This is a genomic window from Actinosynnema sp. NPDC091369, assembly GCF_044757065.1.
In the GTDB taxonomy this organism is placed as follows: domain Bacteria; phylum Actinomycetota; class Actinomycetes; order Mycobacteriales; family Pseudonocardiaceae; genus Actinosynnema.
Map to the genome: position 1 here is coordinate 614,734 of NZ_JBIVUG010000005.1, position 25,295 is coordinate 640,028.

Genomic DNA, 25,295 nt, shown 5'->3' on the forward strand with positions numbered 1-25,295 from the left:
ACGCCCCTCCGATCCGGGCACGTCGCTCTCGTCTGTTTGGTCGTGCCCGGACGCCCTTTCGTTGCGCCCCGTTGCCGCCTGTCCGCCTATCGGACCCGTTGGAGTGACTTCTCCCGGCGTTCCGCCACGCTCGACCCGGACTCCCGCCGCGCCATCCGCCGCAGCAGGACCGGTGCCAGGACCAGCCCGAGGACCGCCCACGCGGTGAGCACGCCGACCGTCTCCAGGTGCCGCCAGGACTCCCCGACCTCGACGGTGACGGCGGCGTCGGGCAGCAGGGCCGAGCGCATGCCCAGGCCGAGCCAGTAGACCGGGAAGACCTGGGCGACCCACTGCACCCACACCGGCAAGGCCGTGACCGGGTAGAAGATGCCCGAGATCGCGATCATGCCGAGGATCGGGAGCACCAGCAGGCCCTGCCCGCGCGCGCTGGGGAACGCCGAGCCCAGCACCGCGCCGATGGGCAGGGCGGCGACCATGCCCAGCGCCAGCACCCATGCGAGCGTCAGCCAGGCGTCCGCGCTGCCGGTCACCAGGCCGGACACCAGGAACATCCCCGGCACCAGGAAGATCGCCAGGTCCACGAGCAGGCCGCCGGCCACCGAGACGATCTTGCCGATCAGGTAGCCGAGCATCCCGTTGGGCGTGGCCTTGGCGCGCAGGAGCGTGCCGTCCTCGCGGTCGGCGGTGAGCAGTTGGCTCATGGTGACCATGGCCATCGCGGCGTTCATGCCGAGGATGCCCGGCAGGGCGAGCGCGCCGACGGAGAACCCGGTCCGCCCGAACGACACGTCACGCAGGAAGTACGTGACGACCAGCATCAGCACGGGCCAGAACGCGTGGTTCCACAGGTCCGCGCCGTTGGTCAGCGACTGCCGCAGCTCGATCAGGCCGCGTCGCCACCCCGCGCGCAACGCCGTCGTGGTGGGGTTCACCGGTCCGCTCCTCCCGCCTCGACCCGGCGCACGAGCGCCAGGTAGGTGTCCTCCAGCGAGGCCCGGCGGACCTCCAGCTCGGCGATGCCGTCGCCGTGGCGGCGGAACAGGTCGTGCACGAACGCCGTGGATTCCCGCACGTGCCGCACGTGCCGCCGCCCGACGTGGGTCCAGCGGACCTCGTCCTCGCCCGCGATCCGCTCCGCCAGCTCCTCTGCCGTGCCGTCGGCGACGATCCGGCCGCCGTCGAGCACCACGATCCGGTCGGCGAGCTTCTCGGCCTCGTCCAGGTCGTGGGTGGTGAGCAGGATCGTGGTGGCGTCCTGCGCGGCGAGCCGGCGCACCAGGTCGTGGAACTCGCGCCGGGCCACCGGGTCGAAGCCGGTGGTCGGCTCGTCCAGGAACAGCAGCTCGGGGCGGCCGACGATGCCCACGGCGACGTCCAGCCTGCGCCGCTGACCGCCGGACAGCGTCCGGACCTTCGCGTCCGCCTGCGCGGTCAGGCCGACGGCCGCGACCAGCTCGTCGGCGTCCCACGGTCGCGCGATCCGGTCGGTGGCGTAGCACGCGTAGTAGGTGCCCAGGTGGTCCAGCAGCTCGCGGACGCGCCACTTGCCGTGGTCGCGCCACGACTGGAGGACGACGCCGACGCGGGCCCGCCACCCCTCGCCGGCGTGGGCCGGGTCGGCGCCGAGCACCGACACGCGGCCCGCCGACCGCATCCGGAAGCCCTCCAGGACCTCGATGGTGGTGGTCTTGCCCGCCCCGTTCGGGCCGAGCAGGGCCAGCACCTCGCCGTGGCGGGCGTGGAACGTGACGTCGTGCAGGACGTCGGTCGTGCCGTACCGCATGCGCAGACCTTCGACGTCGAGCACGACTTGCTCGCTCGTCATTCCTCCCCCTCGTTCCGTTGAGTCGATCTTCACAGAGGCGTGAAGCTACGTTGCGTTTCGAACGGCGACAACGGAATGGACCCACGTTTCAGCCGTTTTACCTGGTAAAAGAGTTCATATCGTTGCACTGGTGTTGACGCGAAATGCAATGATCCGGGCGCGGCCGTTGCAATGCTCTGCCCGTGAACGCACACTGGGCGCACCGCCGACGAAAGGGCCGGACGTGCCGGGAGGCAGGCTGACCGACGAGGACCGCCGCGACATCGCGTCGGGCCTGACGCTCGGCCTGGGGTACGCCGAGATCGCGCGACGGCTGGGCCGGCCGACGTCCACCGTCACCCGCGAGGTCGGCCGCAACGGCGGGCCCCGCGACTACCGGGCCGACCGCGCCCACCTGGCCACCCGCCGACGGGCTCGCCGACGCAAGTCCGCCCCGCCGCCCGAGCCGCCGGTCGTCGTCGGCGCGGAGGGCCGCGACCCGCGGGCGGTGCTCGCGTTCGCGGAGGAGTTCGCCGCGGCGATGTCCCGGATGGGTCTGCCGCGGATGGCCGCCCGTGTGCTCGCGAGCCTGGTCACCACGGACGCCGGGGCGCTGACCGCGGCCGAGCTGTCCGCCCGGCTGCGGGTCAGCCCCGCGTCGGTGTCCAAGGCCGTCGGCTACCTCGAAGGGCTGGAACTGCTGCACCGCGAGCGCGGCGCCCGGCGGCGGGAGACGTACTCCATCGACGACGGCATGTGGCTGCGGACGTGGCTGACCAGCGCGCGGGCCAACGCGCTGCTCGCCGACACGGCCCGGCGCGGCGTCGACGTGCTCGACCCGGCCACGCCCGCCGGCGCCCGGCTGGACCACATGCGCCGGTTCTTCGCGCAGCTCAGCGACGACATGTCCGGCGGGCCGAGCTCGGTCGCCGGCGACGTGGTGACCGTGCTGGCCGCGCTCGTCCGCGCCGTCACCCCGGACGCCGCCGCCCGGCTCGCCACCGAACTGGGCTGGCCGCCGGACCGCGTCGCCCACGCGGTGCACGACGCCGCGCAGGTCATCACGCGGTGAAGCCGCGATCTTGGTCGTTTACCATGACCGCATGGCCCTGATCCACAAAGCCACGCTGACCCCCACGAAGGCCGAGCTGCTGGCCGGCTGGCTGCCCGGCCGCGACTGGCACACCGGCCCGTCCGGCGAGGTGCGGCGGGTGGCGGGCTACCGCTTCGACGACCCGGCCGGCGCGGTCGGGATCGAGACGATGCTGGTCCAGGTCGGCGACGGGCCGGTCCACCAGGTGCCGCTGACCTACCGCGACGCGCCGCTGGACGGGGCCGAGGAGTGGCTGATCGGCACCTCCGAGCACTCGACGCTGGGCAAGCGCTGGGTCTACGACGCGGTCGGCGACCCGGTGTACGCGGCGGTGCTCGCGGAGGCCGTCCTCACCGGCCAGGGGCAGGTCGAGGAGTTCTGGGAGGTCGACGGCCGGCTCCAGCGGCGCGAGCTCACGATGGGCATCGCGGTGACCGGCACCCGGCTCGCGGACGTCGCCGCCGCAGGTGCGGTCGAGCGGGTGACCGAGGGCGAGCGGACGCTGATCGTGGCGGAAACCGCCGAGCTCACCGTGGTGCGCCGGCTCGACCCGGCCGCCGAGCTCACCGGCGCCGTCCTGACCGGCACGTGGGCCGGCCAGGAGACACCGGTGCCGCTGGCGTCCGCCTCACCGCGCTGAGGTTCAGTCCTTCCAGGGCATCTCGTCGCGCAGTCCCTCGTGGATCGCGTAGGCGTTCTTCACCGCCGCCTTCAGCGCGCCCTCCACCCACCGCCGGTGCCGCCGGTCGCAGGCGTCGTTGGCGAACCACACCCGGTTCACCGGCCGGATCACGTCCTCGTAGAACGTCTCGCTCATCTCGAACGCCCGGAACAGCGGGCCGATGCCGCACGCGAACCAGTCCAGCGCCCAGTCCTTGTAGACGCCGAACTCGAACGTGTCGCGCGCCTCCGGGTGGATCTTGACCAGGTCCTCCAACGCCTGCATCACGCTCTCCTCGCCGGCCAGCGGCGTGTACGGCATGCTGTCCTGCTCCCAGCAGTAAGACGCGATCATCACGCCCTTGCCGAAGCGGGTGTCCTGGCCGGCGGGCGGGTAGACGATGTTGCGGATCGCCAGGTCGGTCACGGTGAGGCCGTGCGTGATGCCGTACGCGGTCTCCCACCACCGCTCGCTGAACTGCATGAAGAGCTTGTGCGCCCGGCCGTAGTAGGTGTTGCGGATGGCGTACCACTTGTCCGGGTCCAGGCCCTGGATCTCCATGTGCCGCAGGCTCGCGAACGGCACCGTCACGATCACCTCGTCGGCCGTGACGGTCTGCGTGCGGCGACCGGCGCGGTAGTGCACCCGCACGCCCGCGTCGTCCTGGTCGATGCCGTGCACGAGCGCGCCGAACCGGATGTCGTCCATCAGGGTCGGCTCGAACGCCCGCGGCAGCGAGTCCGCGCCGTCCACGATGTAGACGAGGTGGCCGAACACGTCCTCGTAGAAGTGGGAGAACCACTCGACCAGCGAGAAGTGGTAGCGGCCCTCCAGGTTGAACAGCGGCCCGAGCATGGACAGCGCGCCGTCGCTGAGGCCGCGTTCCTTCAGGTAGCCGAGCAGCGTGTACCGGTCGTAGTCGGTGAGCAGCCGGTGCCACGCCTTCGCCTCGTCCTCCTGCTCCATGATGTCGATCAGCGGCTGCACGGTGTGCCGCAGCAGCTCGTGCGGCGCCTTGTCCTTCTCGTCGGCCAGCAGGTCGAACGAGAACTGGTCGGCGGTGAAGTCGCGCCGCCGCACGCCCTTTCCCTGCAAGTACACGAACGTGTCTTCGTCGTACATGGGAAAGGGTTTGGTGGCGAGCTTGAACTTCTCCTCGATCAACCACGACACCAGCGGGTGCTGCTGCGGGAACCGCATCGCGCCGAACTCGCCGTACATGTCGCCCGCGAAATCGCGGTGGGTCAGGATGCGCCCGCCCAACCGGTTCTGGCCCTCGAGGATCGTCACCTCGTGGCCCGCTTCCTTCAACAGCATGGCCGAGGTCAGCCCGGCCATTCCGGCGCCGACCACGACGACCCGCCGGCGCGGCGCGGAACTGTCCGGCAAACCTTGTTTGAGCAGGTCGAGAACGTCCAACGTCATCGGGACCACCTCACACGGATCGAAAGCCGCGGTCACGCCGCGGACTGCTTGACAGCGGAGGTGGCCACCTTCGGTAGACCGAACCGTACTCGGCCGGAAACCGGCGGCCAACGCCCTGATGGGGTGAGGCGGATTGTCGCCGAATGCGTCGCCGCGGGGTCGGAAAACGCAGAACGGCGGTTTCCCGGGTGGGCGGCGCAGGGCCGAACGTGGCGGCCCGTCCACCTGTCGGGTGGCTACTCCGGCGAAGTGCGGACCCGCTGCGCCAACACCTGCCCCGGCCACGAGCCGACGGTGAACGGCTCGGTCGGCTCGAACCCGTTGCGCCGGTAGTAGTCGACCAGCGCGCCGTCCGAGCCCGCGTAGCAGTCGACCCGGAGCAGTTCGACGTTCGCCCGGCGGGTCTCCTCGCGGGCGTGCGCCAGCAGGGCGCTGCCGACACCCAGCCCCGCGTGCGACCGCGACGTGACGAGCAGCGTCACGTACACCTCCGGCTCGCCGGCCGGTTCGACGTACCGGGGTGGCCGGGGCGCGAGCGTCATCGCGCCCGCCTGCGTGCCGTCGACCTCGGCGATCCACGCCGTGCCCTCGCGGACCTTCTCCGCGATGCCCTCGACCCGGCCGGGCTGGTCGGAGAACGGCTCGCTCCCCCACTGCCCCGAGCGCCCGGAGGCGTCCAACCACGCCACCGCACCGTCCAGCATGGCCACGATCGCGGCCAGGTCGTCCAGGCCCCCTCGGCGGATCTTCACGCGTGCACGGTAACCCGGCCGGCCCTCAGGCCGGGCCGGGTTCAGCTGCCCTGCGACGCCCTCACGTTGTCACCGAACATCCGGCTCCGCGACCCGTCCCGGTTGATCGACCAGGTCATCAGGCCCCTCCAACGTGCCGCGGCAGTGGTGCCGCTCGGGGCTCCCGCCGCACGCGCCCTACCCGCCGTCCCCCGTCACCGGGCCGAAGCGAGACGGTCGCGCAGTTTCGAGTTCCGGAATTGATACACAGTCCCGAACTGGTGCAGCACCCCGAGTCGGTGCGCGTCCTCGAGGAACGCCGTGAGCCGCCACGGCAGTCGCCCCGTCACGGCCAACCAGAGCCGACTTCTCGAATAGCATCCCCACGCCGTGCGAAAGATCGCCAGATAGCCGACGAACAAGCCCCACACCGCCATGCCGGGCGACAGCATCCCCACGGCAGGCAGGCAGAACACCGGTAACAGCACCACCGCTTGCCGGCGCGCGATCCGCAGACCACTCCGCATGGTCGCGGCATCCTCAGAGCTGAACGGCCGCGCCAGCCAGGCGAGCAGCCACAACAGTACGCCGAGGGCCGCGGGAAACGCCACGAAGAACCTCACGGACCCCACCACCTGGCCCATGGTCACATCGCCCGACAGGCGGGGCACGGGATTGCCGTGTAGCCGGCGCCAGGCCATCCAAGCGAGTCCGACAACACAGAGAACTCCCCAGAAACCCGTCCAAGCGAGAATCATGAGGCGCGCGGAGCGGACGAGACCTCTGACCGGGGTCTGCAGGTGGAACCGAACGGCGGACCACCACATTTCCTCGGAGCCGCTCATAGGGCGTCCGGGTTCGTACGGGCCGGACGCGCCGGAGAGGATCCACCCGGCGAACACCGCGGTGATGCCCGCGAGACCGGCGACCGCCAACAGACCGGACTGGTCAGTGCGGCCGAACAGCCCCGCCTGCGCCAGGACCACGAGGAAGACGAAACACGACATCCCCGAGATGAGTCCGGTGGTCAGCGCTCTGAGCCAGGCCGGCGAACGCCAATGCAACTGCCACCACGTCACGTCCGCCGCGCCGCGCCGGGTGAGGTCGACCGCGAGTTGCCGCAGCCAGCGCTGCGCGCTCCGGCTGTCCCACCGGCGGTGACGCCAGGGCACCTCGGACGGTGGCGGGCCACCGGTGAAGGCCGTCGGCACGAGCCGGTCGAGCAGGTGCTCCTCGATCGCCGTCGCATCCGGGAACTGGTCCGGGTCGAGCAGCCGACCGGGCTGTGCGTTCGGGCCGGCGTAGACGGAGAGAAGCAAACTGATCATGAGCGGTGATCGCAACGCGACCGCCAACGGAGCGTCGGGGTCCTCCGCCAGTGCTTCGAACACAGGTTGCCATGGCGGTTGCCACTGCGGAGTTATCGTCATCGACAAGTGATGGCGCACCTCCGCGGGCTCCAGGGGGTTGGCGTGGATCGCCGTGGCATGCCGCAACACGCCGGCGTCGCGCACGGTGAGTTCGTACTCGCTGGTGCGGCAGGTGAGGACGACGGGAGAGCCTCCGGCCAACGCGCTGTTGAGGTGTTGCAGCGCCAGTACCCGGCGGTGTGTCGGCATCTCGTCGAGGCCGTCGAGGACGGGCAGCACGCGCCGGGCCTCGACCAGGCGTTGGGCGGCACGTTTGCCGAACTGGTGATCACGCAGGCGCGGGTAGTTCTCGTCGAGCCTCGCGGCCAGCCACGTGTTCAGGTGCTGCTGGGCGGGATCCCACGAGGCCAGGGGAAGCAGCACCGGCACCGGGTCATCCGGTGAGGATCGCTCGAGCAGCGCGAGCAGGAGCAATGTGGCCAGTGTGGTCTTCCCGGACCCTGGCCCGCCCAGCAGGACGAGCCTGCGGTGCGGCAAGTGCAGGAACGAATCGGTCAACGACTTCAGGTCACCCCGCTCGCCGTCGACATGGCCACCGACGAGCTGTGCGTGGTCCGAGAGCCCGCTGTCGTCCGTGGTCCAGCGGATCGCCAACGGATTCATGGTGAACAGCCCCCGCAAGCCGATTTCCGACCTCCATTGGGCGCCCACCATTCGGGTGAGTTCCTGGCCGGCCACATCAAGGGGGTCCGCTGCGGCCGTGGCGAAGGTCGGCGAGTAGCTGATCCCACCACTGATGTCACGCGCCATCACCACGAAGTCAGCAACGCCGTGAAACTCGTTGCGAACCCCGGGAGACGTCGAAGCCGTCCCCGGTTCCCCACGGTGTTCACCTTCATGCGTCACTGCTGTTGTCCCTGTCACAAGTGACGATCAGTGGTCGAGGCGACACTAGCCGATGGATCCCTGTGGCGCCCCGAGTCGAATGGGCGATCATCGACAGGATCAGCCCATCATGGCGCACCGCCGGGTGGCCGTTACCGTCGAACGGCGGGCTTCCGACTACGGGGTGATGATCTCCAGGACAACCTGGCCGTACAGACCGGACAAGGTGCCCAGGCCCAGGTTGCACAACAGGATGTTCGTGCTCGGGTAGACGATGGTGTGCACGAAGGTCGCTCCGGCGAATACGCCCGAGGTAACCGTGCCGGTTGTGACGACGGTGAGGGTGACACCACTCAGGCTCGACACGTTGTTGCCGGACAGGACGGACGTCTCACCGGTGTTCCAGGTGATGGGGATGGTGAGCGCGTTCGCGCCGAGCAGGCTCAGGCAGGTCTTGCCCGAGGAGGTGCCGGTGGCGGCCGAGTGGCCCGAGGTGATGTCCGGTCGGGTGGTCGAGACGCACGGACCGTACTGCCGGGACACCGTGAGCGTCATGTCCTGCGGGTAGTTGGTCGCGGGCGGGTCGAACAGCAGGCTCGCGCTGCTGGGCGGGGTGCACGTGATGTCCGGACCCGCGGCGGCGGCCGTGCCGGACGTGGCGAGCAGGGCGGACGCGACAGTCGTCAGGACCGCGGCGAGGACGGAGACGATTCGGAGCATGGCGGTTCTCCTTTCCCGACACGGTTTCCGCACAAATGCGGATTCGGCGGCGTCGGTATTGTTCTATCGCACACCGAAGAGCGTCGTTACGCACCCCCGCAGCCGGACGAGGTCCGCACCGAACAACGTTATGGCCCTGTCATCGGTCGAAGATTCGGCCCCGCGGGTAATGCAGTCGCGGTTCGCGGTAGATGCGACCTGTCGCAACTCCCGAGGGCGAAGTGCGGGCAGCGGGCCGTCGGCGCGCCGGCGCGACAGCGGTCGGGAACGACTTGCCCAGCCTCCCGTGCGAGCAGGTCGCAGGGACGCGGACATCCCGCCTCCGTCGGACAACCCGCTTGCCACCGCGACCGATGAGTTCTAGAGTTCTAGAAGTGTTCACTGACGAGGTTACCGGCGTGATGCGCGAGCCCGACGCGGCCGGTCGGTTCGGGAGGTTCGGTGGGCGTTACCTGCCGGAAGCGCTGATACCCGCGGCGCGGGCGGTGGAGGTGGCGTTCCGCGAGGCGTGGGCCGATGCCGCGTTCACGGCGGAGTACCGGCGGCTGCTGGCGACCTACGTCGGACGGCCCACGCCGTTGACGGAGTGCGCGCGGCTCTCGGAGCGGTTGGGCGTGCGGGTGTTGTTGAAGCGGGAAGACCTCGCGCACACCGGGTCGCACAAGATCAACAACGTGCTGGGGCAGGCATTGCTGGCCCGGCGCATGGGCAAGCGCAAGCTGATCGCGGAGACCGGGGCCGGGCAGCACGGCGTGGCGACGGCGACCGCGGCCGCGCTGCTCGGACTGGCCTGCACCGTCTACATGGGACACACCGACGTGCGGCGGCAGGCGGTGAACGTCTTCCGGATGGAGCTGCTCGGCGCGGAGGTGGTGCCGGTGACGTCGGCCAACGGGGTCGGCACGTTGAAGGAAGCCACCAACGGCGCGCTGCGCGCGTGGGTGAACGAGACCGACCACGCGCACTACTGCATCGGCTCCACGATGGGCCCGCACCCGTACCCGTGGATGGTGCGGGAGTTCCAGCGGGTCATCGGTGACGAGGCCCGCGCCCAGTGCGCCGAACCGCCGGACGTGGTGGTGGCCTGCGTGGGCGGCGGGTCGAACGCGGCGGGGACGTTCGCCGGGTTCGTGGACACGCCGGCACGGCTGGTCGGCGTGGAGGCGGCCGGCGGCGCGGCGGTCGACAAGGGCAAGCCCGGCGTGCTGCACGGCTTCATGTCCCACTTCCTCCAGGACGACGACAGCCAGGTGCTCGAAGCGCACTCGATCTCCGCCGGGCTCGACTACCCGGGTGTGGGGCCGGAGCACGTGCACCTCGCCGAGACCGGGCGCGTGCGGTACACCAGCGTGACCGACGACCAGGCGCTGCGGGCGTTGAAGCTGGTCACCCGCACCGAGGGCATCCTGCCCGCGCTCGAGTCGGCGCACGCGCTGGCGTGGGTGGTCGACGCCGCCGCGACCGGTGAGCTGGCGGCCGGGTCGACGGTGCTCGTCACGTTGTCCGGCCGCGGTGACAAGGACATCCAGCAGATCAGGGAGCACCTGGCATGAGCGTGGGGTTGGGCTTGCGGGCCGACGGGCGTCGGCTGTTGATCCCGTACGTGATGGCGGGCGTCGTGCCGGACTGGCTCGACCTGGTCCGGGGCGCGGCCGAGGCGGGGGCGGACGCGATCGAGATCGGCCTGCCTTTCTCCGACCCGATGCTGGACGGGCCGACCGTGCAGCGGGCCGCCGCGCTGTCCGCCGGTCGGGGCGGCCGGCCGAGACCCCTGCTGGACGAGCTGGCCGGGCTCGACCTGGACGTGCCGCTGATCGTCATGACCTACGCGAACGTGGCGATGACGTTGGCGCCGGAACGCGGTGTCGGCGGGTTCGTCGACCACCTGGCGTCGGTGGGCGTGCGGGGCGTGATCGTGCCGGACCTGCCCCTGGAGGAGTCGGCGGAGTACCGGGCCCGCGCGGCGGAGGCCGGGGTGGACGCCGTGCTGCTGGTCGCGCCCGCGTGCGGCGACGACCGGTGCCGTGAGATCGCACGGGCGTCGTCCGGGTTCGTGTACTGCATGAGTTCCATGCGGATCACCGGTGAACGGGCCGACCTCGCGGTGACGGCCCGCGAGACCGCGCGCCGGGTGAAGCGCGTGACCGAGCTGCCCGTGGTGACCGGTTTCGGCATCTCCACGGTGGAGCACGCGGTGCAGGCGTGCACGGACGCCGACGGGGTCGTGATCGGCTCGGTGCTGATGCGGATGCTGGTCGACGGCGCGCCCGTCCCGGAGGTCGTGGAGGAGGTGGCCACGTTCCGCCGGGCGCTATCCTCCCTTCAGCACTCCCCGGTCGGGGGCTGACGCTCGGAGGGTCCACCGGTGAACGACGGGCGGCGCACGGGCCGCGAGTACGAGTCGCGCGTGCCCAAGTACCTGGCGATCTACCGGGTGCTCGCCGACCGGATCGTGACCGGCCGCTACCCGGCGGACACGCCGCTGCCCGCGCAGCGCGAGCTGGTCGAGGAGTTCGACGTCTCGTTGATGACGGTGCGGCAGGCGATCCAGGCGTTGGAGGCCGACGGGCTGCTGGAGACCCGGCACGGTGTCGGCACGTTCGTGCGGCAGCCCTCGTTCGCCTACGGCCTCACCGGGTTGCGGAGCCTGTCGCAGGACCTGGTGGACCAGGGCATCGAGCTGGAGACCGAAGTGCTGGACGCGCGGGTCGTCCGGCCGCCGGAGGACGTGGCCGCTCGGTTGGGCGTCGGCGCGGGAGGCCGGGCGCTGGCGGTCGAGAGGCTGCGCAGCACCCGGTCGGTTCCGCTGCTGTTGCAGACGTCCTACCTGCCGGAGGTTATCGGGTCGCGGATCAGCGCGGACGACCTGCGCGGCCGGTCGCTGTACCGGCTGCTGGAGGACATGGGACGGCCGGTGCGCGAGGCGAGCGAGACGATCCGGGCCGTGGCGCTGACCGCGGACCAGGCTCGCGCGCTGAAGCGTGAACCGGGCTCCCCGGCCCTGCTGAGCATCCGGCTCAGCCGGGGCGAGGACGGCAGCCCGCTGGTGGACGACCGCGCGTTGCTCGTCGGCGACACCGTGATCACCGCGGAACGCGCCGTGACCGGGACGAACATCGGCTACGAGCACCGCTGACGGCGCTCGCGGCGGCCTGCGCCACCCCGGACGACCGGATGTCGGCCGAGCCCACCCGCCCGCGGGCGACCGCACATCCCCACGCGAAGGCCGCGCCCACCTCCGCGAAGTCGTCGTCGTGCAGGGCGACGTCGCGGACGGCCTCCCACCGCAGGCCCGCCGAGGTGGTGGCAGCGGAAGAGTTGTCGGCCTGCGGCGCCGGAATCCGGTACCCGGCCACGGGAAGCGCGGTGCGGCAGTCGAAGCCCGCGCCCGGAAGCGGGACGCGTGCGCCCATCGCCTTCAGGCGGCGAACGACGTCTGTGGGTGGGCGCTGCGGCCTGCGCCCGCCCAGGTCGGCACGCTCCCCGGCGATCACGCCCGCGGCGTGCGCGAATCGTACGGTGGCGTCGATCTCCGCCCACCACGACTCGGGCACGGGCAGGTGCCGCCACAGACCCGGCCGAGTGAGCTCGGCGACGAGTGCACCAGCACGGTCTCGCCGGGCCCCAGGCCGAGTTCGGCGTTGATCGACTCCCGCGTGCACACGGGAACGGCGGGACTTCGACATCGCCGCAAGGTAGGAACGACCACCGCGCCCACGCCACGGGATTCAGCGGCCGAGCGGCGTCTCGCGGTCCAGGTGCCCGAGCTTCGCCGGGTTGCGGACGGCGTAGACGCCCGGTGACCAGGCCGTCGTCCACGCGCACCGCCAGCACGCTGTCGATCTGGCCGTCGAACAGGAGGAGCAGCGCCGGGTGGCCGTTGACGTGGGCCGGTTCGACCGACCCGGTGGCGAGCTTCGCCAGCCCGGCGGCGAGCACGCGGGCCACCTCGTCCGCGCCCACGACCGGCCGCGGCACCGCGTGGACGACACCGCCGCCGTTACCCCGGAAAACCACGTCCGGCGCGAGGACGTCCAGCAGACCTCGCAGGTCGCCCGTGTCGACCGCCCGCTGGAACGCCCGGATCGCATCACGGGTGGCCGTCGCGGACACCGCGGCCGACGTCAACGTCTTCAGCGCCAGCAGCATCGTCATCGAGACGCTGTCGGTGCCACGTCCGGCGACGTAGGACTCCCTGCGCCGGCCCACCGTGCCCGCGCGCGGTCCGGGTGGAGGTCATGGTGGTCCTCTCAGCCTCCACTGCGTCACCACCAGACGCCGGTCCCCACCGGTTTGTGACAACCGGTGGGGACCACGTCGACGAGGTCATCCCTGCTCGACCGCGGCCAGCCACGCGCGGCGGGCGGCGGCGCGGGTGAACTCGCGGACGTGCAGGCCGGCGCGCAGCCACGCGAGCGGGAAGTCGTCGCCCTCGTCGCGGACGACCCGGCCGAACGCGTCACGGCCGCGGTCGCGCGAGGCGTCCGCCAGGTCGGCCAGCAGACCCGCGGTGGTGGTGAGGCCGTTGCGCGTCAGGGCGGCTACCTCCCGTTCGGCGGAGGCGACGGCGGCGACGGCCCGTCCACCGAGCGCGATGCGGTGCACCACGTTCTCCAGCGGGCGGACCGGGCGCGGGACCCGGTCGACCGGGTCGGGCCGCGGCGGCAGCTCCCGCGTGCCGTCCCCGGCGACGTGCGAGCGCTGGAACTGGTCCAAGCCGAGGTCGACGTGGTGGCGCAGCTCGTCGGGCAGCGCCAGGTCGCCCTCGACGGCCAGGGCGACGGCGGTGCCGGGACGGTCGGGCAGCAGACGTGCCACGGCGCGCAGCCGCAGGCCGGGTGCGTTCGAGAGAACCCGCAGGTTCTCCCGCGCCCGGTCGCGTTCGCCGACCAGGTCCAGGTGGCCCTCGCCGACGGCCAACCGCACCGCGTCGCCCGCCGCGCCGAGCACGGTCCCCGTCACGAACAGCAGGTCCGCGCCGGCCGGGCGGTGCGAGTCGGGTCTGGTGCGCGCGTGGAAAGCGCGTGCGACCTGGTCGGGCAGCGGTTGCGCCCACAGCCCCGCCAACGGCGCCTCGTGCCACGGCGCGGCGGACGCGGCCACCGCGCGGACGGCCTTGCCCGCGCCGAGCCGGTGGTCCGGTGACGCCGTGCCGCCGGACAGCAGCAGACCGCCGCGGCCCAGTGCGCGCTGGCTCAGGCCGGACTCGCCGATCGCCACCGGCCCGCTCGCGGCGGCGGCGACCCGTTCCGCGCCGCCGGGCATGATCGCGGGCACGGTCCACAGCACGCCGCTGTCGTCCACGAGGTGCGTGACGACGCCGGCGTAGCCCGACGCGGCGACCACCACTTCGGTGCACAGGCCGTACAGGCGCAGCGAGCCGATGGGGCGGTACTCGCGGCGGGCGGTGCCGCGCAGCTCGGCCACCGGGCCGGTGGACGTGCGCAGGTCGTGGCACAGCAGCATCAGCTCGACCAGTTCGGCGGTCAGCACCTCCCGGTCGAACGACGGATCGCCCGCCCGTGCGGCGGCCAGGGTGGCGGCGATGCGCAGGCCGTTCGCGGCGGCCCGGTGCAGGCCCGCGACCCGCGCGGTGTGCACGGCGCGCAGCAGCTCGGCCCGCACCACCGCCCCGCTGCCGGTGGCACCGGCCCGCAGCACCGTCGCGCACGCCTGCCAGAGCACGCCCGCCGCCGCGCGTTCTGCCTCGGACGGCGTCTCGTCCACCGCGTCGGCCACCGCGTCGACCACCGGGGCGGCGTCGGGAACCGGCTCGTCCGGGACCGTCTCCGGCACACCGTCCGCGACCTCCGCCGCGGCCACCGCGATGCCCCGGTGCAGGCACTTCGGCGCGAGCAGGCAACTGCACACCAGGTCGTCGGCCGCCGTCAGCGCGCCTTGGCGCAACGTCCAGGTGAGTGTGGTCTCGGCGTCGAGGGTGGCGCCGGCCGTGTCGGCGTCCACCGTCACGGTCCACTCGGCCACGCGTCCGAGCGACGCGTCGACCCGCTTGCGCAGCCGGGGCGGCAGGGCGTCGAGCACGTCGCCCACCACCGCGGGGAACACCGGTGGCACGCTCATCCGCGCACCTTCTCCCCCACCCAGCGGGCCAGCTCCTGCGGGCTCAGCGCGGCGACGGGCATGCCCGCCGCGACCAGCGCGCCCGCTACCGACGTGGAGTAGCGGGCGACGCCGCGGTCGTCGAGGCTCGCGCAGCCGAGCACCGTCACGCCGGACGTGACCAGCTCGCGCACCTGCGCGACGAGCGGCCCGACCGGACCGCCCTCCTCGAAATCGCTGACCAGCACCACCATCGTCCTCTCCGGCACGGTCACGAGGGAACGGGCGTGGCGCAACGCTCCCGCGATGTGGGTGCCGCCACCCACCCGGACCTCCAGCAGCAACGACAACGGGTCGGCCACCCGGTCGGTCAGGTCCACCACTTCGGTGGAGAACGCGAGGAAGTGCGTGGACAGCGCGGACACGCCCGCGAACACCGACGCGGTCAGCGCCGACCACACCGTGGACGCCTCCATCGAGCCCGACACGTCCACCACCAGCACCAGCCGCCAGTCGTTCGCCTTGCGCCCGCGGGTGCGGAAGACCGGGCGTTCCGGCACGACCACCACCCGGCCGTCGGCGTCACGGCGGGCGGTGGCGAGGTTGGCCCGCAGCGTGCGCGGCAGGTCCAACCGGCCACCGGGCCGCCGGGTCGGCCGCGGGAGCTGGATGCCGGTCAACGCGGGCTTCACCCGGTTGGCCAACTGCTCGGTCAGCTCACGCACGAGCCGCGCCACCAACGGCCGCAGCCGCGTCAGCGTCGACTCCGACAGCCCGCCCGCCAACGACAGCACGTTGCGCAGCAGGTCCACCGACGGCCGGACCGACCCGGGGTCGATCTCCAGCGCCGCCTCCCACCGCCCACCTTCCGCCGCCGCGGCCAGGACTTCCTCGCGGACGCCCTCGCCGAACAGGTCGCGCAGCTCTTCCGACCACTCGCGCACGTCGGGGAACGGGGAGGACCGATCGGCCCCGAGATCGCCCCGCGCCGCGCCTTCACCCCCGTCACGCCCGTACAACTCGTCCAACGCCGCCGCGAACCGCCCGGCCCCCGCCGGGCGTTCCCCGTTGGCGCCGAGCACGAGCCGCCACCGGACCCCCGCGGTCAACGCACCGGCATCGGACAACCCGTCCACGCCGGACGCGCCCTGCCCACCGGGCGCCGACGACATGCCGGCCGCCCCGGCGAACACCTCGTGCCCCTCGGCCACCTCACCGACACCGGCCGACACCGACCCCGCGACACCCGCCGACACCGGCCCTGCGACACCCGCCGACACCGCACCGCCGGCCGCCGCGACCGACACCCGGCCCCGGCCATCCGTCCCGACCGGTGCAGGACCACCACCGGCCACCGCGACCGACAACCCGGCCCGGCCCGGCGCCACAGCCCGTTCACCGCGCGGGGACTGCAGGCCATGGGCCCGCAGCACTGCCACCGCGGAGTGTTCGGCGTCCAGCCAGCCCGCCAGCAGCTCCGGGTCCGGCGCGCCCACCGCGTCCACCCGTTCGCCCGTGCGTTCCTCCACCACCGCCAGCACCCTGGCCCGAGCCGCCGGCCCCACCGACGTGAACGCGCCCCGCAACGCGGGCAACCGGTCCAGGAAGTCCCGGTCCCCCAGCCCTTCCACCCGGTCCAGCAACGGCGTCAGGGCTTCCGGCGTCTCCAGCAACGGCCCGGCCGCCGCCAGCACGCCGGTCAACCCGCGCCGCAGCACGCCGCGCCCCTCGGGTGTCGTCGCACCGTCCACCCAGGACGCCACGCGCTCACCCAGCACCGCGGCCGGCGTCAACCCGAGCAGCACCCGGGCCGCACCGGCCGCACCGGCGATCAGCGGCGCGCCCGAGTCGGCCAGCGACCGCAGGCACGCGGAGAGCCGCAACCCGTGCACCTCCGGCCGCATCCCCAGTTCCACCAGCGCCCGCGCGTCGGCCACGTCGTCGGACCCGGCGAGCCCGTCGAGCTGCGCCACGGCCGCCGTCTCCAGCTCCCGGGCCAGCAGCGGGTGCCCGTCGAGCACGTCACCGGGCGTCCCGGGCACGTGGCCGGCGCGCAACCGGTCGAGCAGGTCGAGCGCGGCCAGCAGCTCCCGCAGCGTGGCCGACGACGGCAGCACGGTCGCCGCGTCGCCCAGCAGCACGTCCACCATCGCGGGCAACCCGCACAGCGACGCGTCCACCAGGTCCCGCAACACCGCACCGGGCGTCTGCTCGCGCTCACCGCGACGCGCGCGCAGCCGGCCGAACGCGGCCAGCTCCAGCGTCGCGCCCCACATCCCCGCCACCGGCAACGTGGCCGCCGTCGCCGGTGTCCACGCCACCGTCCACCGGGTGGTGAGCGCCTCACCGCCGCCGACACCCGTGGTCGCGGTCTCCTCGGCGTAGGTCACGCCCAGCACGGTCAGCCGCCGCAGCGCCACCTCGCGCCGCGCGTCCAGCTCCGACCGCAACGGGTCCAGCCGCAGCGACACCGGCTCCCGCGAGTCCGGGCCCGGCAACCGCAGCGCGGCGACCAGCGACTCCACCGCGGGCGCGAGACCGGACCGGGGCGTGCCGGGCGCGAGCACCCCGGTCCGCCGCCCGACCAGCACGTCACCGGCGGCCCGCGCCACCACCCGGCCGCGGCCCAACGGCTCGGCGTGGGTCAGCACGGTCTGCACCGCCTCCACCAGCTCGCTGCGACCGGGTGCGGGCAGGCCGCGCAGCCGGGCCAGGTCGACCGCCAGCCGCAACGCCTCCCGCGCCTCGCCGGGACCGGCCGGGTGGCCCAGTTCCCGCACCCGCGCGCAGATCCGCACGATCAGCGCGGCGGCGGCGGCCTCCACCGCGCCCGGGTCGCCCGCCGCCTCCAGCACGGCCTGCTGCCACTCGGGGTCGCGGATGCCGGCCGGGTAGCCGGACCGCTCGTCCAGCAGCGCGAACCCGTACGGCACCAACGACGTGGCGATGTCGGCGGGCCCGGGTTCCGCGGACTCCACCGGCCCGTCCAGCAGCGCCGCCGCGTGGAACGAGCCCACGACCGCCGCACACCGCCGCCCGTCCACGTCCCGCACGGCCCGCCGCATCCACGCCTCCCGGCGCAGGTCGTACGGGTCGACGACGGCGTCCTGCCGGAACGCCCAGCCGACCAGCAACGCCGCCCGCCGCACCGCTTCCGGCGTCTGGCCGGGCGCGGCGGCCTCGACCAGCCGGTCCCACAGGTCGTCGCCGTCCCGGCCGGTCGTCGCGGCGCGCAACGCGTCGGTCAACGGCGACGCGCCCCGCTCCCCCGCCCGGTGCCCCTCGCCGCGCATCGCCAACGGCAGGTCGCACGGCCGGACCTCCACGCCGTTGCGGCGCGCCCAGCGGATCGCGGCCAGCTCCGGCGAGAAGTCCGCGAACGGGTAGAACGCCAGCTCACCGCCAGGCGAGGCGCCGGACAGCGCGACCGGCGCGACCAGGTCGGGATCGGCGAGGAACGGCAGCCACTCCCCCAGCTCCTGCGGCAGCTCCACCAGCAGCACCTCGGGCGCGAACGCGTCCAGCAGGGCCGGCACCACGGCCGCGAGCGCCGGCGAGTGGTGCCGGACCCCGATCAGGTACGGGTGCCGGTGGTCGGCCAGCTCACGCATCGAGGACGTCACGGAGTTCCCACAGCCGTCGCCAGGTGCGCGCGCCGGACTCGGCCCGCCGACGCACCGCGCCGTCCCAGTAGCCGAGCAGCCGGGCCGCGTCGCTCGGGTCGTCCTTGCGGACCACGCCGAGCAGGTGGCCGGGCAGCAGCGACAGGGGGTCGCGGTCGCCGGGGAAGTACGCGCCCGCCAACCCGAGCGAGGTGGCGACCGACACGGCCTCCGCCGTGCTCATGACCGTGGACGGCCGCTCGACCGCCCAGCCCTCCTCCGACACGCCGTTGCGCAGGTCGCGGAACGCCGTGACCAGCACCTCCAGCACCACGTCGTCCACCGCGAACGGCGCGCTGACCCGGTCCAGCGCGGCGACGGCCTGCCGCCGCACAAGCTCCGTCTCGGCGGCCAGGTCGCCGATCGGCCCGACGTTCTCGAAGTTGAACCGCCGCTTCAACGCCGCCGACATCTCCGACACGCCCCGGTCGCGCAGGTTCGCCGTGGCGATCACGGTGAAGCCGGGCGCGGCGTGCACGGTCGCGCCGTCCGTACCGGACAGCTCGGGCACCGCGATGCGCCGGTCGGACAGGATGGAGACCAGCGCGTCCTGCACCTCGGGCAGGCAGCGGGTGACCTCCTCGACCCGCACCACGCCGCCGCCGCGCATCGCGGTGAGCACCGGCGACGGCACGAGCGCGCGCGGGCTCGGGCCTTCGGCCAGCAGCAGCGCGTAGTTCCAGCCGTAGCGCAACTGGTCCTCGGTGGTGCCCGCGGTGCCCTGCACGACGAGCTGGCTGCTGCCGGACACGGCGGCGGCCAGCAGTTCGGACAGCATCGACTTGGCCGTGCCGGGTTCGCCGACCAGCAGCAGCCCGCGTTCACCGGCCAGCGTCACCACGGCCCGCTCGACCAGGGCCCGCTCGCCGACGAACTTGGGGCTGATCGCCAACCGGGACGGCACGCCGTCCACCGAGACGCCCTTGGGCAGCGCCAACGGCTCGCCGCTGCCCATCACGAACGTGACCACGGCGCGCGGCGTGAGCCGCCACCCCGGCGGGCGGGGGCCGCTGTCGTAGGCGGCCAGGAACGCCAACTCCTCGCGGTGGGCGTCCTCGGCCGGTTCGACCTGCCTGGGTGCGGTCACCTGCGTCCTCCGGTCTTGAGCTCTTCGTAGGCGGGGGCGTCGCCGTCGAGCACCCGTTGCCAGGCGCGGGCGAACAGGTCGGCCACGGGTTCCCGCGGCACGATCACGCCGGAGTGGTCGGCGCTGTGGTCGAACATCGGGGCCTTCCACGACTCCAGCGGCAGGTGCGGCGCGGCCAGCGCCAACCAGCCGCCGGGCAGGAACAGCGACCGTCCGGCACGGGCCCGCTTCGCGGTGAGCACCAGGTCGGTCTCGGCGAGCGCGGCGCGGGCCTGGCGCAGCCGGGCGGGCTTCCACCCGGTCCACCGGGTCACGTTCGCGTCCGTGGGGTCGGGCAGCGCCAGCAGTTGCAGGTACAGCGCGGCGGCGTCCTCGGTCAGGTCGAACCGGGTCGCGACCTGCGCCACCAGCTCGGGCACGGACACGGTCGGGTCCTGGTGGTAGGCGGCCGGGTCGACGCCCTCGGGGGCCGGGACCGAGCACACGGCGGTCAGGCGGTCGTCGGCCAGCCGGTCCAGCATCCGCAGCACGTCCTGCCGGCCGCTCAACGCCGTGACGGCCTCCAGCAGATCCCGGTCGGCCGGTCCCACCAGGCCGGGCCGGATCACGAGCCGGTAGTGCGAGTCACCCGCCCGGGTCAGCTCCAGCCACTCGCCGTACTGGTAGAGCCCGTCGTCCTCGGGCAGGTCGACACCGAGCAGCGCGGCGAGCTTGTCCGCCGCGATCCACCGGCCCAGGTCCACCGCGAAGCCGGGGTGCGCGACCCGCTGCCGCGCCATCTCCAACGCCTCCGGCAGCCGGGCGCGCAGCGGCGAGCCGGCCGGGAGCCGGTGCGCCAGCCACAGCAACGCCTCCGGCACGGCCCACAGCGCCGCGCGGTCGAACCCGTCCCGGTTGCGGGCCGTCAAGGTCGAGCCGGTGAACGTCAGGTCGGCGTCGACGGCGAGCCACGGCGTGGAGTCCGGGTTGACCACGCCGGTCACGTACTCGCCCGCGTTGTGCAGGGGCAGCAGCTTCGCCGCGTCCACCAGCACGTCGTCGGGCAGGGCGACCCGGTGGCCGTGCTCGGCGACCCACACCCGCGCGACCGCCGCCACGTCCGGGCCGGTCGTCCACAGCTCGGCCGGGTCGTCGGGCACGGCGGCGGCGACCAGCGCGAGCCGGTACCAGTCGTTCAACCGGCGGAACCGCTCCCTGGCAGCCTTCGCGCCGGCCGCGGACAGGCCGAGCAGCTGCCGGTCGGCGGTGGCCAGGAAGTTCGCGTCCCGCCGGTTCACGCCGGGCATGCCGGCCAGCAGCAACGTCGCCTCGGCCGTGCCCAGGCCGGTGAGCTCCACCAGCGCGGACACCGCCTCGGGGAACCACGGCGCGGGCCCGCGCTCGGCGAGCAGCTCCAGGAAGCGGGCCACCCGCTGCGGCCCGAACGACGTGCGCACCTCCTGCGCCGAGTCGAGCGTCCAGTCCTTCGGCAGCTGGAAGGCACCGGGCGTGCGGCTGAACTGCAGGCCGTCGAACCGGCTGCCCGGGTCGTGCCGCCACATCGTCTCGAACAGGGCGATGAACCCGTCGCCGACCGGGGTGACCAAGTCCTTCGGGCTCGCCTGTCCCTTGGGGACGGTCACGGCGACGGTGCGCCAGTGCCCGGCGGCATCGGCCAGGCCGCTGTCCGCGATCGCCCGCAGCACGAGCGCCAGCGCGGCCCGCTGGTCGTCCGGGGTGAGCGGGGACGCGGCGCGGTGGGCCAGGGCGGGCAGGTGCGGCAGCACGTCGAACCAGCGGGGAGCGTTCGACATGGGCAGGGACCGGCCCTCGGGCCGCAGGACCGCCTCGGTGAGCGCGGCCAGCAGTGCGGGCAGCGCGGTGGGCACCGGGCCGCGCGAGTTGTAGGAACGGTAGCCGCCGAACCAGTTCAGCGCGGCGTTGACCTCGTCCTCGGTGACCTCCGGGCCGACCGGCGCGAGGACCGGGTCGACCTCGCGGGCCGCCGCGGCGATGTCGGCGTAGCCCCGGAAGGAGCGCTCCAGCTCGGCGGCGCGCCGGACGACGTCCACCACGCCGGAAAGCAGGGCGGGATGGGTGAGGCCGGGCAGGACGGCGGTGACGACGCCCGCGAGGCCGCCGCGCTCACCGCTCACCAGCGCCTTGAGCCGCTCCCGCACGGTGCGCTTGTCCCGGGCCTCCGCGCGGGCGGCGGCGAGCATCCGCTCCACCGCTTCCCGCGTCACGCCGCGCAACGCCTTCGAACCGGCCTCGTCCCGCGGCCGCAGGAGGTGCCACCAGTCCAGCGGCGGCACGAACGGCGTGGCCGTCGCGTACAACGGGTGCTGGGCCGCGGACGACACGAAGGCCAACCTGGTGCCGTCCGGGTCGTGCAGCACCATCGACTCGCGCCCGCCGGTGAGCGTGACCTCCGCGCCACCGGGCAGCCGCAGCACACCGGTCGGGCAGCCGGCCAGCCGCGCACGGCGGCCGTCGACGCCCTCGCCGACGTGCGAGCCGTCCGCCTCCCGGCGCACCCGCCAGCCGTGCAGGCCGTCCGCCGCGCCGAGCGGGCTGCTCGCCGTCCCGGCCGCCACGGGCCTGAGGTCGCAGCTGCCGAGGACCAGGGTCGTGCCGTCGGCGGCGAAGTCCTCCACGAACCGGGGCAGGCTCGCCCGGCCGCGCTGACCGGTGGCCGGGTCGACCTCGAACCAGCGCCACGCGTGGTCGTGCCACATGCCGGTCCACACCGTGGTGCCGTCACCGTGCACCTCACCGGATTCCGGCACGACCGTGTCGCCGCGGTGCACGACCCGCCCGCCGGCGGTCCGACCGCCGTCCGCCAGCGCGATCGAGGCCGTCGGCGTGTTGTTCCGGTAGTAGCTGCGCCCGCTCTCGCCGATCGCGAAGACCCGGTCCGGCGCGTCGCTCCAGTACGCCAGCTCGCCGTCCGGTCCCTGCCAGCGCACCAGCAGGACGCCGTCGAACCACGACGCGCTCGGCGCGAAGCCCCAGCGGTGCCGCGCGTCGGCCGGGATGCGGGAGACGTGCTCGGCGAGCACCCCGTCCGGGCCGACCACCACGAACGTCTCGCCGCGCCGCAGCACGAGCGCGGGCCAGCCCTCGCCGCACACCGCCACGCCGTTGTCCTTGGGCGTGCCCGCGTCCGCCAGGCGTTCGAGGGCTTCCTCGAGGGCGGGCCACCCGAGCTCGTCGAGCAGACCCGCGCGCAGCGTCGTGTGCAGCGCGGCGGCGACGTCGGTGCCGGCCAGCGACTCGGCCGCCTCGGGCACGTCCGCGTACGCCTCGGGCACCCGCAGCACGCCCAGCCTGTCGAGGTGGTCGGACAGGTCCGGCAGGCCGGTGACCGCCACGCGCCCGACGTGCGAGCCGATCCACGAGCCCAGCGCGGCGCGCAGCCCCGGCACCGCCATCACCGACGACAGCACGTCCAGGGCGACCGTGCCCGATCGCGTGTGGGAGCGGGCGTGCGCGACGACGCCCTCGCCGAGCGCGCGGCCGAACCGGTCGGACGCGGCCAGCGCGGCGAGGGCGCGCCGGCCCGGCGCGTCGTCGGCCAGCCAGCCGCCGACGTCGAGCTGCTGGTCCCGGTCGGCGTCCGCGATGGGGACGTCCCGCGCCACCATCAGGTCCAGCACGTCCAGGTCGCCCTGACGCCAGTAGCGCAGCGCGCGCACCGGCACGGCGTCGGCGACGAGCCGGCCCGCCATCGCCTCGACCAGCTCCAGCAGCCGCACCGAGCGGGCCGTGCCGCGCCACCCCGACGCGCGCACCGCCATGACCGACGACAGCCACTCCGCCGGGTTCGCCTCGACCTCGTCCGGCCCGATCAGGGCACGCGTGGCGCCGCAGTCGGTCAGGATCTCCAGCCACGTGTCCAGCACGGACTCGGAGTCGGGCACGAACGACAGCAGCCGGCCGCGCACCTGCGCGTCCTCGGTGGCCAGCGCCACCAGCGAGGCGCGGTAGGACTTCCAGAACGCGCCGCTCGCGCGGCTGATCGAGGAGCTGTCCAGGATCGCGCGCAGCAGCCGCCGGTCCTCGGCCGCGAGGTCGCGCTTGGCGGCCTTGGCCAGCCGCCGCAGGTCCTCCGGCATCCCGGTGTAGGGCGGCAGGCCGCCCCGCGTGCGCTCCACGCACAGGGTGAAGAACAGGTCGTAGGCCGCGTCCGGGTCGTGCTTGCGGGCCAGGCCCTTGGCGTGCGCGGACAGCGCCTTGGCGGTCAGCGCCCCGGCGAACGCGAACTCCAGGAACACCTCGCGGGTGCGTTCCGGGTCGACCGCCAGGTCGTGCACCTCCTCCGCCTCGCGGGCCTTGCCGAACATGCTCGCCGCGTAGGTGGTGTTGCCGTGCTCCAGGAAGATCCGCCCGGCCTGCTCGTAGAACGTGGGCAGGAAGTGCGGCGCGGACCGGCCGAGCATGGTGCCGAGCCGGGTGAAGCCGTCCTTGGCCGACCCCGCCTTGGACTTGGCGGTGCGGGCGAGCCGTTCGACGTCCTTGACGAGGTTGAGCGCGTGGTGGGCGTTGGCCGGGTCGTGGACCAGCGCCCACGCGGGGAAGCCCATCGCGCTGCGCTTGCCGGTGCCGACCTCGGCGACGCGGGAGGGCGCCTCGAAACCGAGGTACTCGCAGGTCAGGTCTTCGGCGCGGCCGAGCACGGCGGGCACCAGCCGCACCACGACGCGGCCGTCCAGCCCGGGGTGGGCGTAGTGGCGGGCGGTGACGGTGTCCCGGTCGTCGCCCGCTTCGGCGGTGCCGGGCAGCACCGCGCCCGCGGCGATCAGGGCTTTCGGACTCAGGGCGTTCACGGGGCCACCACCGCTTCCTCGACGACGCGACCGGCGTGGATCGCCGCCGCCATGCGCATCCCCTCGGACCACGCGACCGGTCCGACGTCGGCGAGCGGCACGGCGGTTCCGTCCGCCAGCGCCCACCTCAGGTCCCCGGTCCAGGTCTCGCTCTCGGGGTAGTCCGAGCCGAGCCAGTACCGCGCCTCCACGACCCGGCCGTCCTCGAACGCGGAGTAGACCGCGTCACCGCCGCGCACCGGGTAGCCGAGCGTGCGGCAGCGGCTGAGCGCGTGGGTGAGCTGCTCGAACCTGCCGCCCGCGAAGTCGTCGACCGAGGTCTTGCCCGCGAGCCCGGCGGGCCGGGTGTGGGTCTGCCGGAACAGCTGCTGCACCTTCTGCTCGACGCCGAGCTCCGCGCCGAACTCGCGCAGCTCCTCCAGGTCCTCCAGCAGCACCGGGTGCGGGATGGACACCACCTCGGGCTTGAGCCGCCGGGTGTCGCCGTCGAGGGTGACCACGCCCAGCCCGCGCTCCGGGTCGGCGTCGCGCAGGAACCCCGTCTCCGCGCCCGTGCCGTCGTCGGCGGTGACGACGAGGTCGCGCAGCGCCTCGGCCCACGCGGCGTCCGCCCAGACCTCGGCGACCAGCGCCGCGGGCACCGGCAGCGAGCGCACCATCCAGCCGTCCACGGCGGCCAGGCACTCGGCCCGGTGCCTGGTCAGCCACTCGGCGAGCTGGCGCAACTGGACGACGCCCGGGTCGTCCTTCAGCGACGCGGGCACCGAGGAGAGGAGCTTGCCCTTGCCGTTGCGGCACTGCACGCGCCCGTTCTCCCCGAGCCGCACCTGGTACCCCGGAGCGTGCCCGGATTGAGATCGGACATCGAGCCAGCTCACTGTTCCTCCTGCGGGTCGTTCACGACGGTGTGGCGCGGAGGTTAGCGAGGGGGTCCGACAAAACGATCAGCATCGGCGGGTTCGTCGCCTCGCCGTGACCAGCGGCGC

The 25,295-nt window shown here is 73.6% G+C and carries 17 protein-coding genes and 1 pseudogene; 5 read left to right on the top strand and 13 right to left on the bottom strand.

Annotated elements, in window-relative coordinates; genetic code table 11:
* Nucleotides 1-86: 86 nt before the first annotated feature.
* Nucleotides 87-935 (bottom strand): ABC transporter permease, encoded by an 849-nt coding sequence (locus ACIQMJ_RS22635; protein WP_499762980.1) that lies wholly within the window; start codon nt 933-935, stop codon nt 87-89.
* Nucleotides 932-1,828 (bottom strand): ATP-binding cassette domain-containing protein, encoded by an 897-nt coding sequence (locus ACIQMJ_RS22640; RefSeq protein ID WP_499762981.1) that lies wholly within the window; start codon nt 1,826-1,828, stop codon nt 932-934. Before ACIQMJ_RS22640 ends, ACIQMJ_RS22635 begins: the two co-directional genes overlap by 4 nt.
* A 223-nt stretch (nt 1,829-2,051) precedes the next feature.
* Here ACIQMJ_RS22640 and ACIQMJ_RS22645 point away from each other — a divergent pair, with 223 nt between their 5' ends.
* A complete protein-coding gene (locus ACIQMJ_RS22645; RefSeq protein WP_499762982.1) occupies nt 2,052-2,879 on the top strand; it encodes a GbsR/MarR family transcriptional regulator in 828 nt (275 codons plus the stop codon).
* A gap of 31 nt (nt 2,880-2,910) precedes the next feature.
* On the top strand, nt 2,911-3,540 hold the full coding sequence (locus ACIQMJ_RS22650) for a CG0192-related protein (RefSeq protein ID WP_499762983.1): 630 nt from the start codon (nt 2,911-2,913) through the stop codon (nt 3,538-3,540).
* A 3-nt stretch (nt 3,541-3,543) separates the two neighbouring features.
* Here ACIQMJ_RS22650 and ACIQMJ_RS22655 read toward each other — a convergent pair whose 3' ends face one another.
* The 4 genes from ACIQMJ_RS22655 to ACIQMJ_RS22670 form a co-directional block, all read right to left on the bottom strand.
* A complete protein-coding gene (locus ACIQMJ_RS22655) occupies nt 3,544-4,986 on the bottom strand; it encodes a flavin monoamine oxidase family protein (RefSeq protein WP_499762984.1) in 1,443 nt (480 codons plus the stop codon).
* A gap of 236 nt (nt 4,987-5,222) precedes the next feature.
* Nucleotides 5,223-5,738, bottom strand: coding sequence for a GNAT family N-acetyltransferase (locus tag ACIQMJ_RS22660; protein ID WP_499762985.1), 516 nt, complete (start codon nt 5,736-5,738; stop codon nt 5,223-5,225).
* A gap of 194 nt (nt 5,739-5,932) precedes the next feature.
* A complete protein-coding gene (locus ACIQMJ_RS22665; RefSeq protein WP_499762986.1) occupies nt 5,933-7,897 on the bottom strand; it encodes an NACHT domain-containing protein in 1,965 nt (654 codons plus the stop codon).
* A 252-nt stretch (nt 7,898-8,149) separates the two neighbouring features.
* Nucleotides 8,150-8,692 (bottom strand): hypothetical protein, encoded by a 543-nt coding sequence (locus tag ACIQMJ_RS22670; protein WP_499762987.1) that lies wholly within the window; start codon nt 8,690-8,692, stop codon nt 8,150-8,152.
* A gap of 353 nt (nt 8,693-9,045) precedes the next feature.
* Here ACIQMJ_RS22670 and trpB point away from each other — a divergent pair, with 353 nt between their 5' ends.
* Genes trpB through ACIQMJ_RS22685 form a run of 3 tightly spaced genes read left to right on the top strand, consistent with a single transcriptional unit; the run spans nt 9,046 to nt 11,828 of the window.
* Nucleotides 9,046-10,245, top strand: coding sequence for a tryptophan synthase subunit beta (gene trpB / locus ACIQMJ_RS22675; RefSeq protein ID WP_499762988.1), 1,200 nt, complete (start codon nt 9,046-9,048; stop codon nt 10,243-10,245).
* The gene (gene trpA, locus ACIQMJ_RS22680; RefSeq protein WP_499762989.1) at nt 10,242-11,039 is read left to right on the top strand and encodes a tryptophan synthase subunit alpha; all 798 of its coding nucleotides are present in this window, start codon (nt 10,242-10,244) and stop codon (nt 11,037-11,039) included. The genes trpB and trpA overlap by 4 nt, the downstream gene beginning before the upstream one ends.
* A gap of 18 nt (nt 11,040-11,057) precedes the next feature.
* Complete coding sequence (locus ACIQMJ_RS22685) at nt 11,058-11,828, top strand: GntR family transcriptional regulator (RefSeq protein WP_499762990.1); 771 nt, start codon at nt 11,058-11,060, stop codon at nt 11,826-11,828.
* Here ACIQMJ_RS22685 and ACIQMJ_RS22690 read toward each other — a convergent pair.
* From ACIQMJ_RS22690 to ACIQMJ_RS22720, 7 genes and pseudogenes are all read right to left on the bottom strand, one after another.
* Entirely contained in the window at nt 11,776-12,246 is a 471-nt protein-coding gene (locus tag ACIQMJ_RS22690) for an AAC(3) family N-acetyltransferase (RefSeq protein ID WP_499762991.1), read from the bottom strand. The genes ACIQMJ_RS22685 and ACIQMJ_RS22690 overlap by 53 nt on opposite strands.
* Before the next feature lie 174 nt (nt 12,247-12,420).
* A pseudogene (locus tag ACIQMJ_RS22695) lies at nt 12,421-12,805 on the bottom strand (nuclear transport factor 2 family protein); the annotation flags it as partial.
* A 213-nt stretch (nt 12,806-13,018) separates the two neighbouring features.
* Nucleotides 13,019-14,773, bottom strand: a complete 1,755-nt coding sequence (locus ACIQMJ_RS22700) for a hypothetical protein (RefSeq protein WP_499762992.1) — start codon at nt 14,771-14,773, stop codon at nt 13,019-13,021.
* Nucleotides 14,770-18,375, bottom strand: a complete 3,606-nt coding sequence (locus tag ACIQMJ_RS22705) for a DUF5682 family protein (RefSeq protein WP_499762993.1) — start codon at nt 18,373-18,375, stop codon at nt 14,770-14,772. The genes ACIQMJ_RS22700 and ACIQMJ_RS22705 overlap by 4 nt, the downstream gene beginning before the upstream one ends.
* Nucleotides 18,356-19,501: an ATP-binding protein gene (locus tag ACIQMJ_RS22710; RefSeq protein ID WP_499762994.1), complete on the bottom strand. Its 1,146-nt coding sequence runs from the start codon at nt 19,499-19,501 to the stop codon at nt 18,356-18,358. The genes ACIQMJ_RS22705 and ACIQMJ_RS22710 overlap by 20 nt, the downstream gene beginning before the upstream one ends.
* Nucleotides 19,498-24,309 (bottom strand): hypothetical protein, encoded by a 4,812-nt coding sequence (locus ACIQMJ_RS22715; protein WP_499763078.1) that lies wholly within the window; start codon nt 24,307-24,309, stop codon nt 19,498-19,500. The genes ACIQMJ_RS22710 and ACIQMJ_RS22715 overlap by 4 nt, the downstream gene beginning before the upstream one ends.
* Nucleotides 24,306-25,187 carry a DUF4132 domain-containing protein gene (locus tag ACIQMJ_RS22720; protein WP_499762995.1) on the bottom strand — a complete coding sequence of 294 codons (882 nt, stop codon included), beginning with the start codon at nt 25,185-25,187 and terminating at the stop codon, nt 24,306-24,308. Before ACIQMJ_RS22720 ends, ACIQMJ_RS22715 begins: the two co-directional genes overlap by 4 nt.
* Nucleotides 25,188-25,295 lie beyond the last annotated feature (108 nt).

Excerpts from the sequence above, each read along its gene's own strand:
- ACIQMJ_RS22655 (WP_499762984.1), bottom strand. The coding sequence starts at position 4,986 with ATGACGTTGGACGTTCTCGACCTGCTCAAACAAGGTTTGCCGGACAGT.
- trpB (WP_499762988.1), top strand. The coding sequence starts at position 9,046 with ATGAGTTCTAGAGTTCTAGAAGTGTTCACTGACGAGGTTACCGGCGTG.
- ACIQMJ_RS22700 (WP_499762992.1), bottom strand. The coding sequence starts at position 14,773 with ATGAGCGTGCCACCGGTGTTCCCCGCGGTGGTGGGCGACGTGCTCGAC.
- ACIQMJ_RS22640 (WP_499762981.1), bottom strand. The coding sequence starts at position 1,828 with ATGACGAGCGAGCAAGTCGTGCTCGACGTCGAAGGTCTGCGCATGCGG.
- trpA (WP_499762989.1), top strand. The coding sequence starts at position 10,242 with ATGAGCGTGGGGTTGGGCTTGCGGGCCGACGGGCGTCGGCTGTTGATC.
- ACIQMJ_RS22670 (WP_499762987.1), bottom strand. The coding sequence starts at position 8,692 with ATGCTCCGAATCGTCTCCGTCCTCGCCGCGGTCCTGACGACTGTCGCG.
- ACIQMJ_RS22665 (WP_499762986.1), bottom strand. The coding sequence starts at position 7,897 with ATGGCGCGTGACATCAGTGGTGGGATCAGCTACTCGCCGACCTTCGCC.
- ACIQMJ_RS22650 (WP_499762983.1), top strand. The coding sequence starts at position 2,911 with ATGGCCCTGATCCACAAAGCCACGCTGACCCCCACGAAGGCCGAGCTG.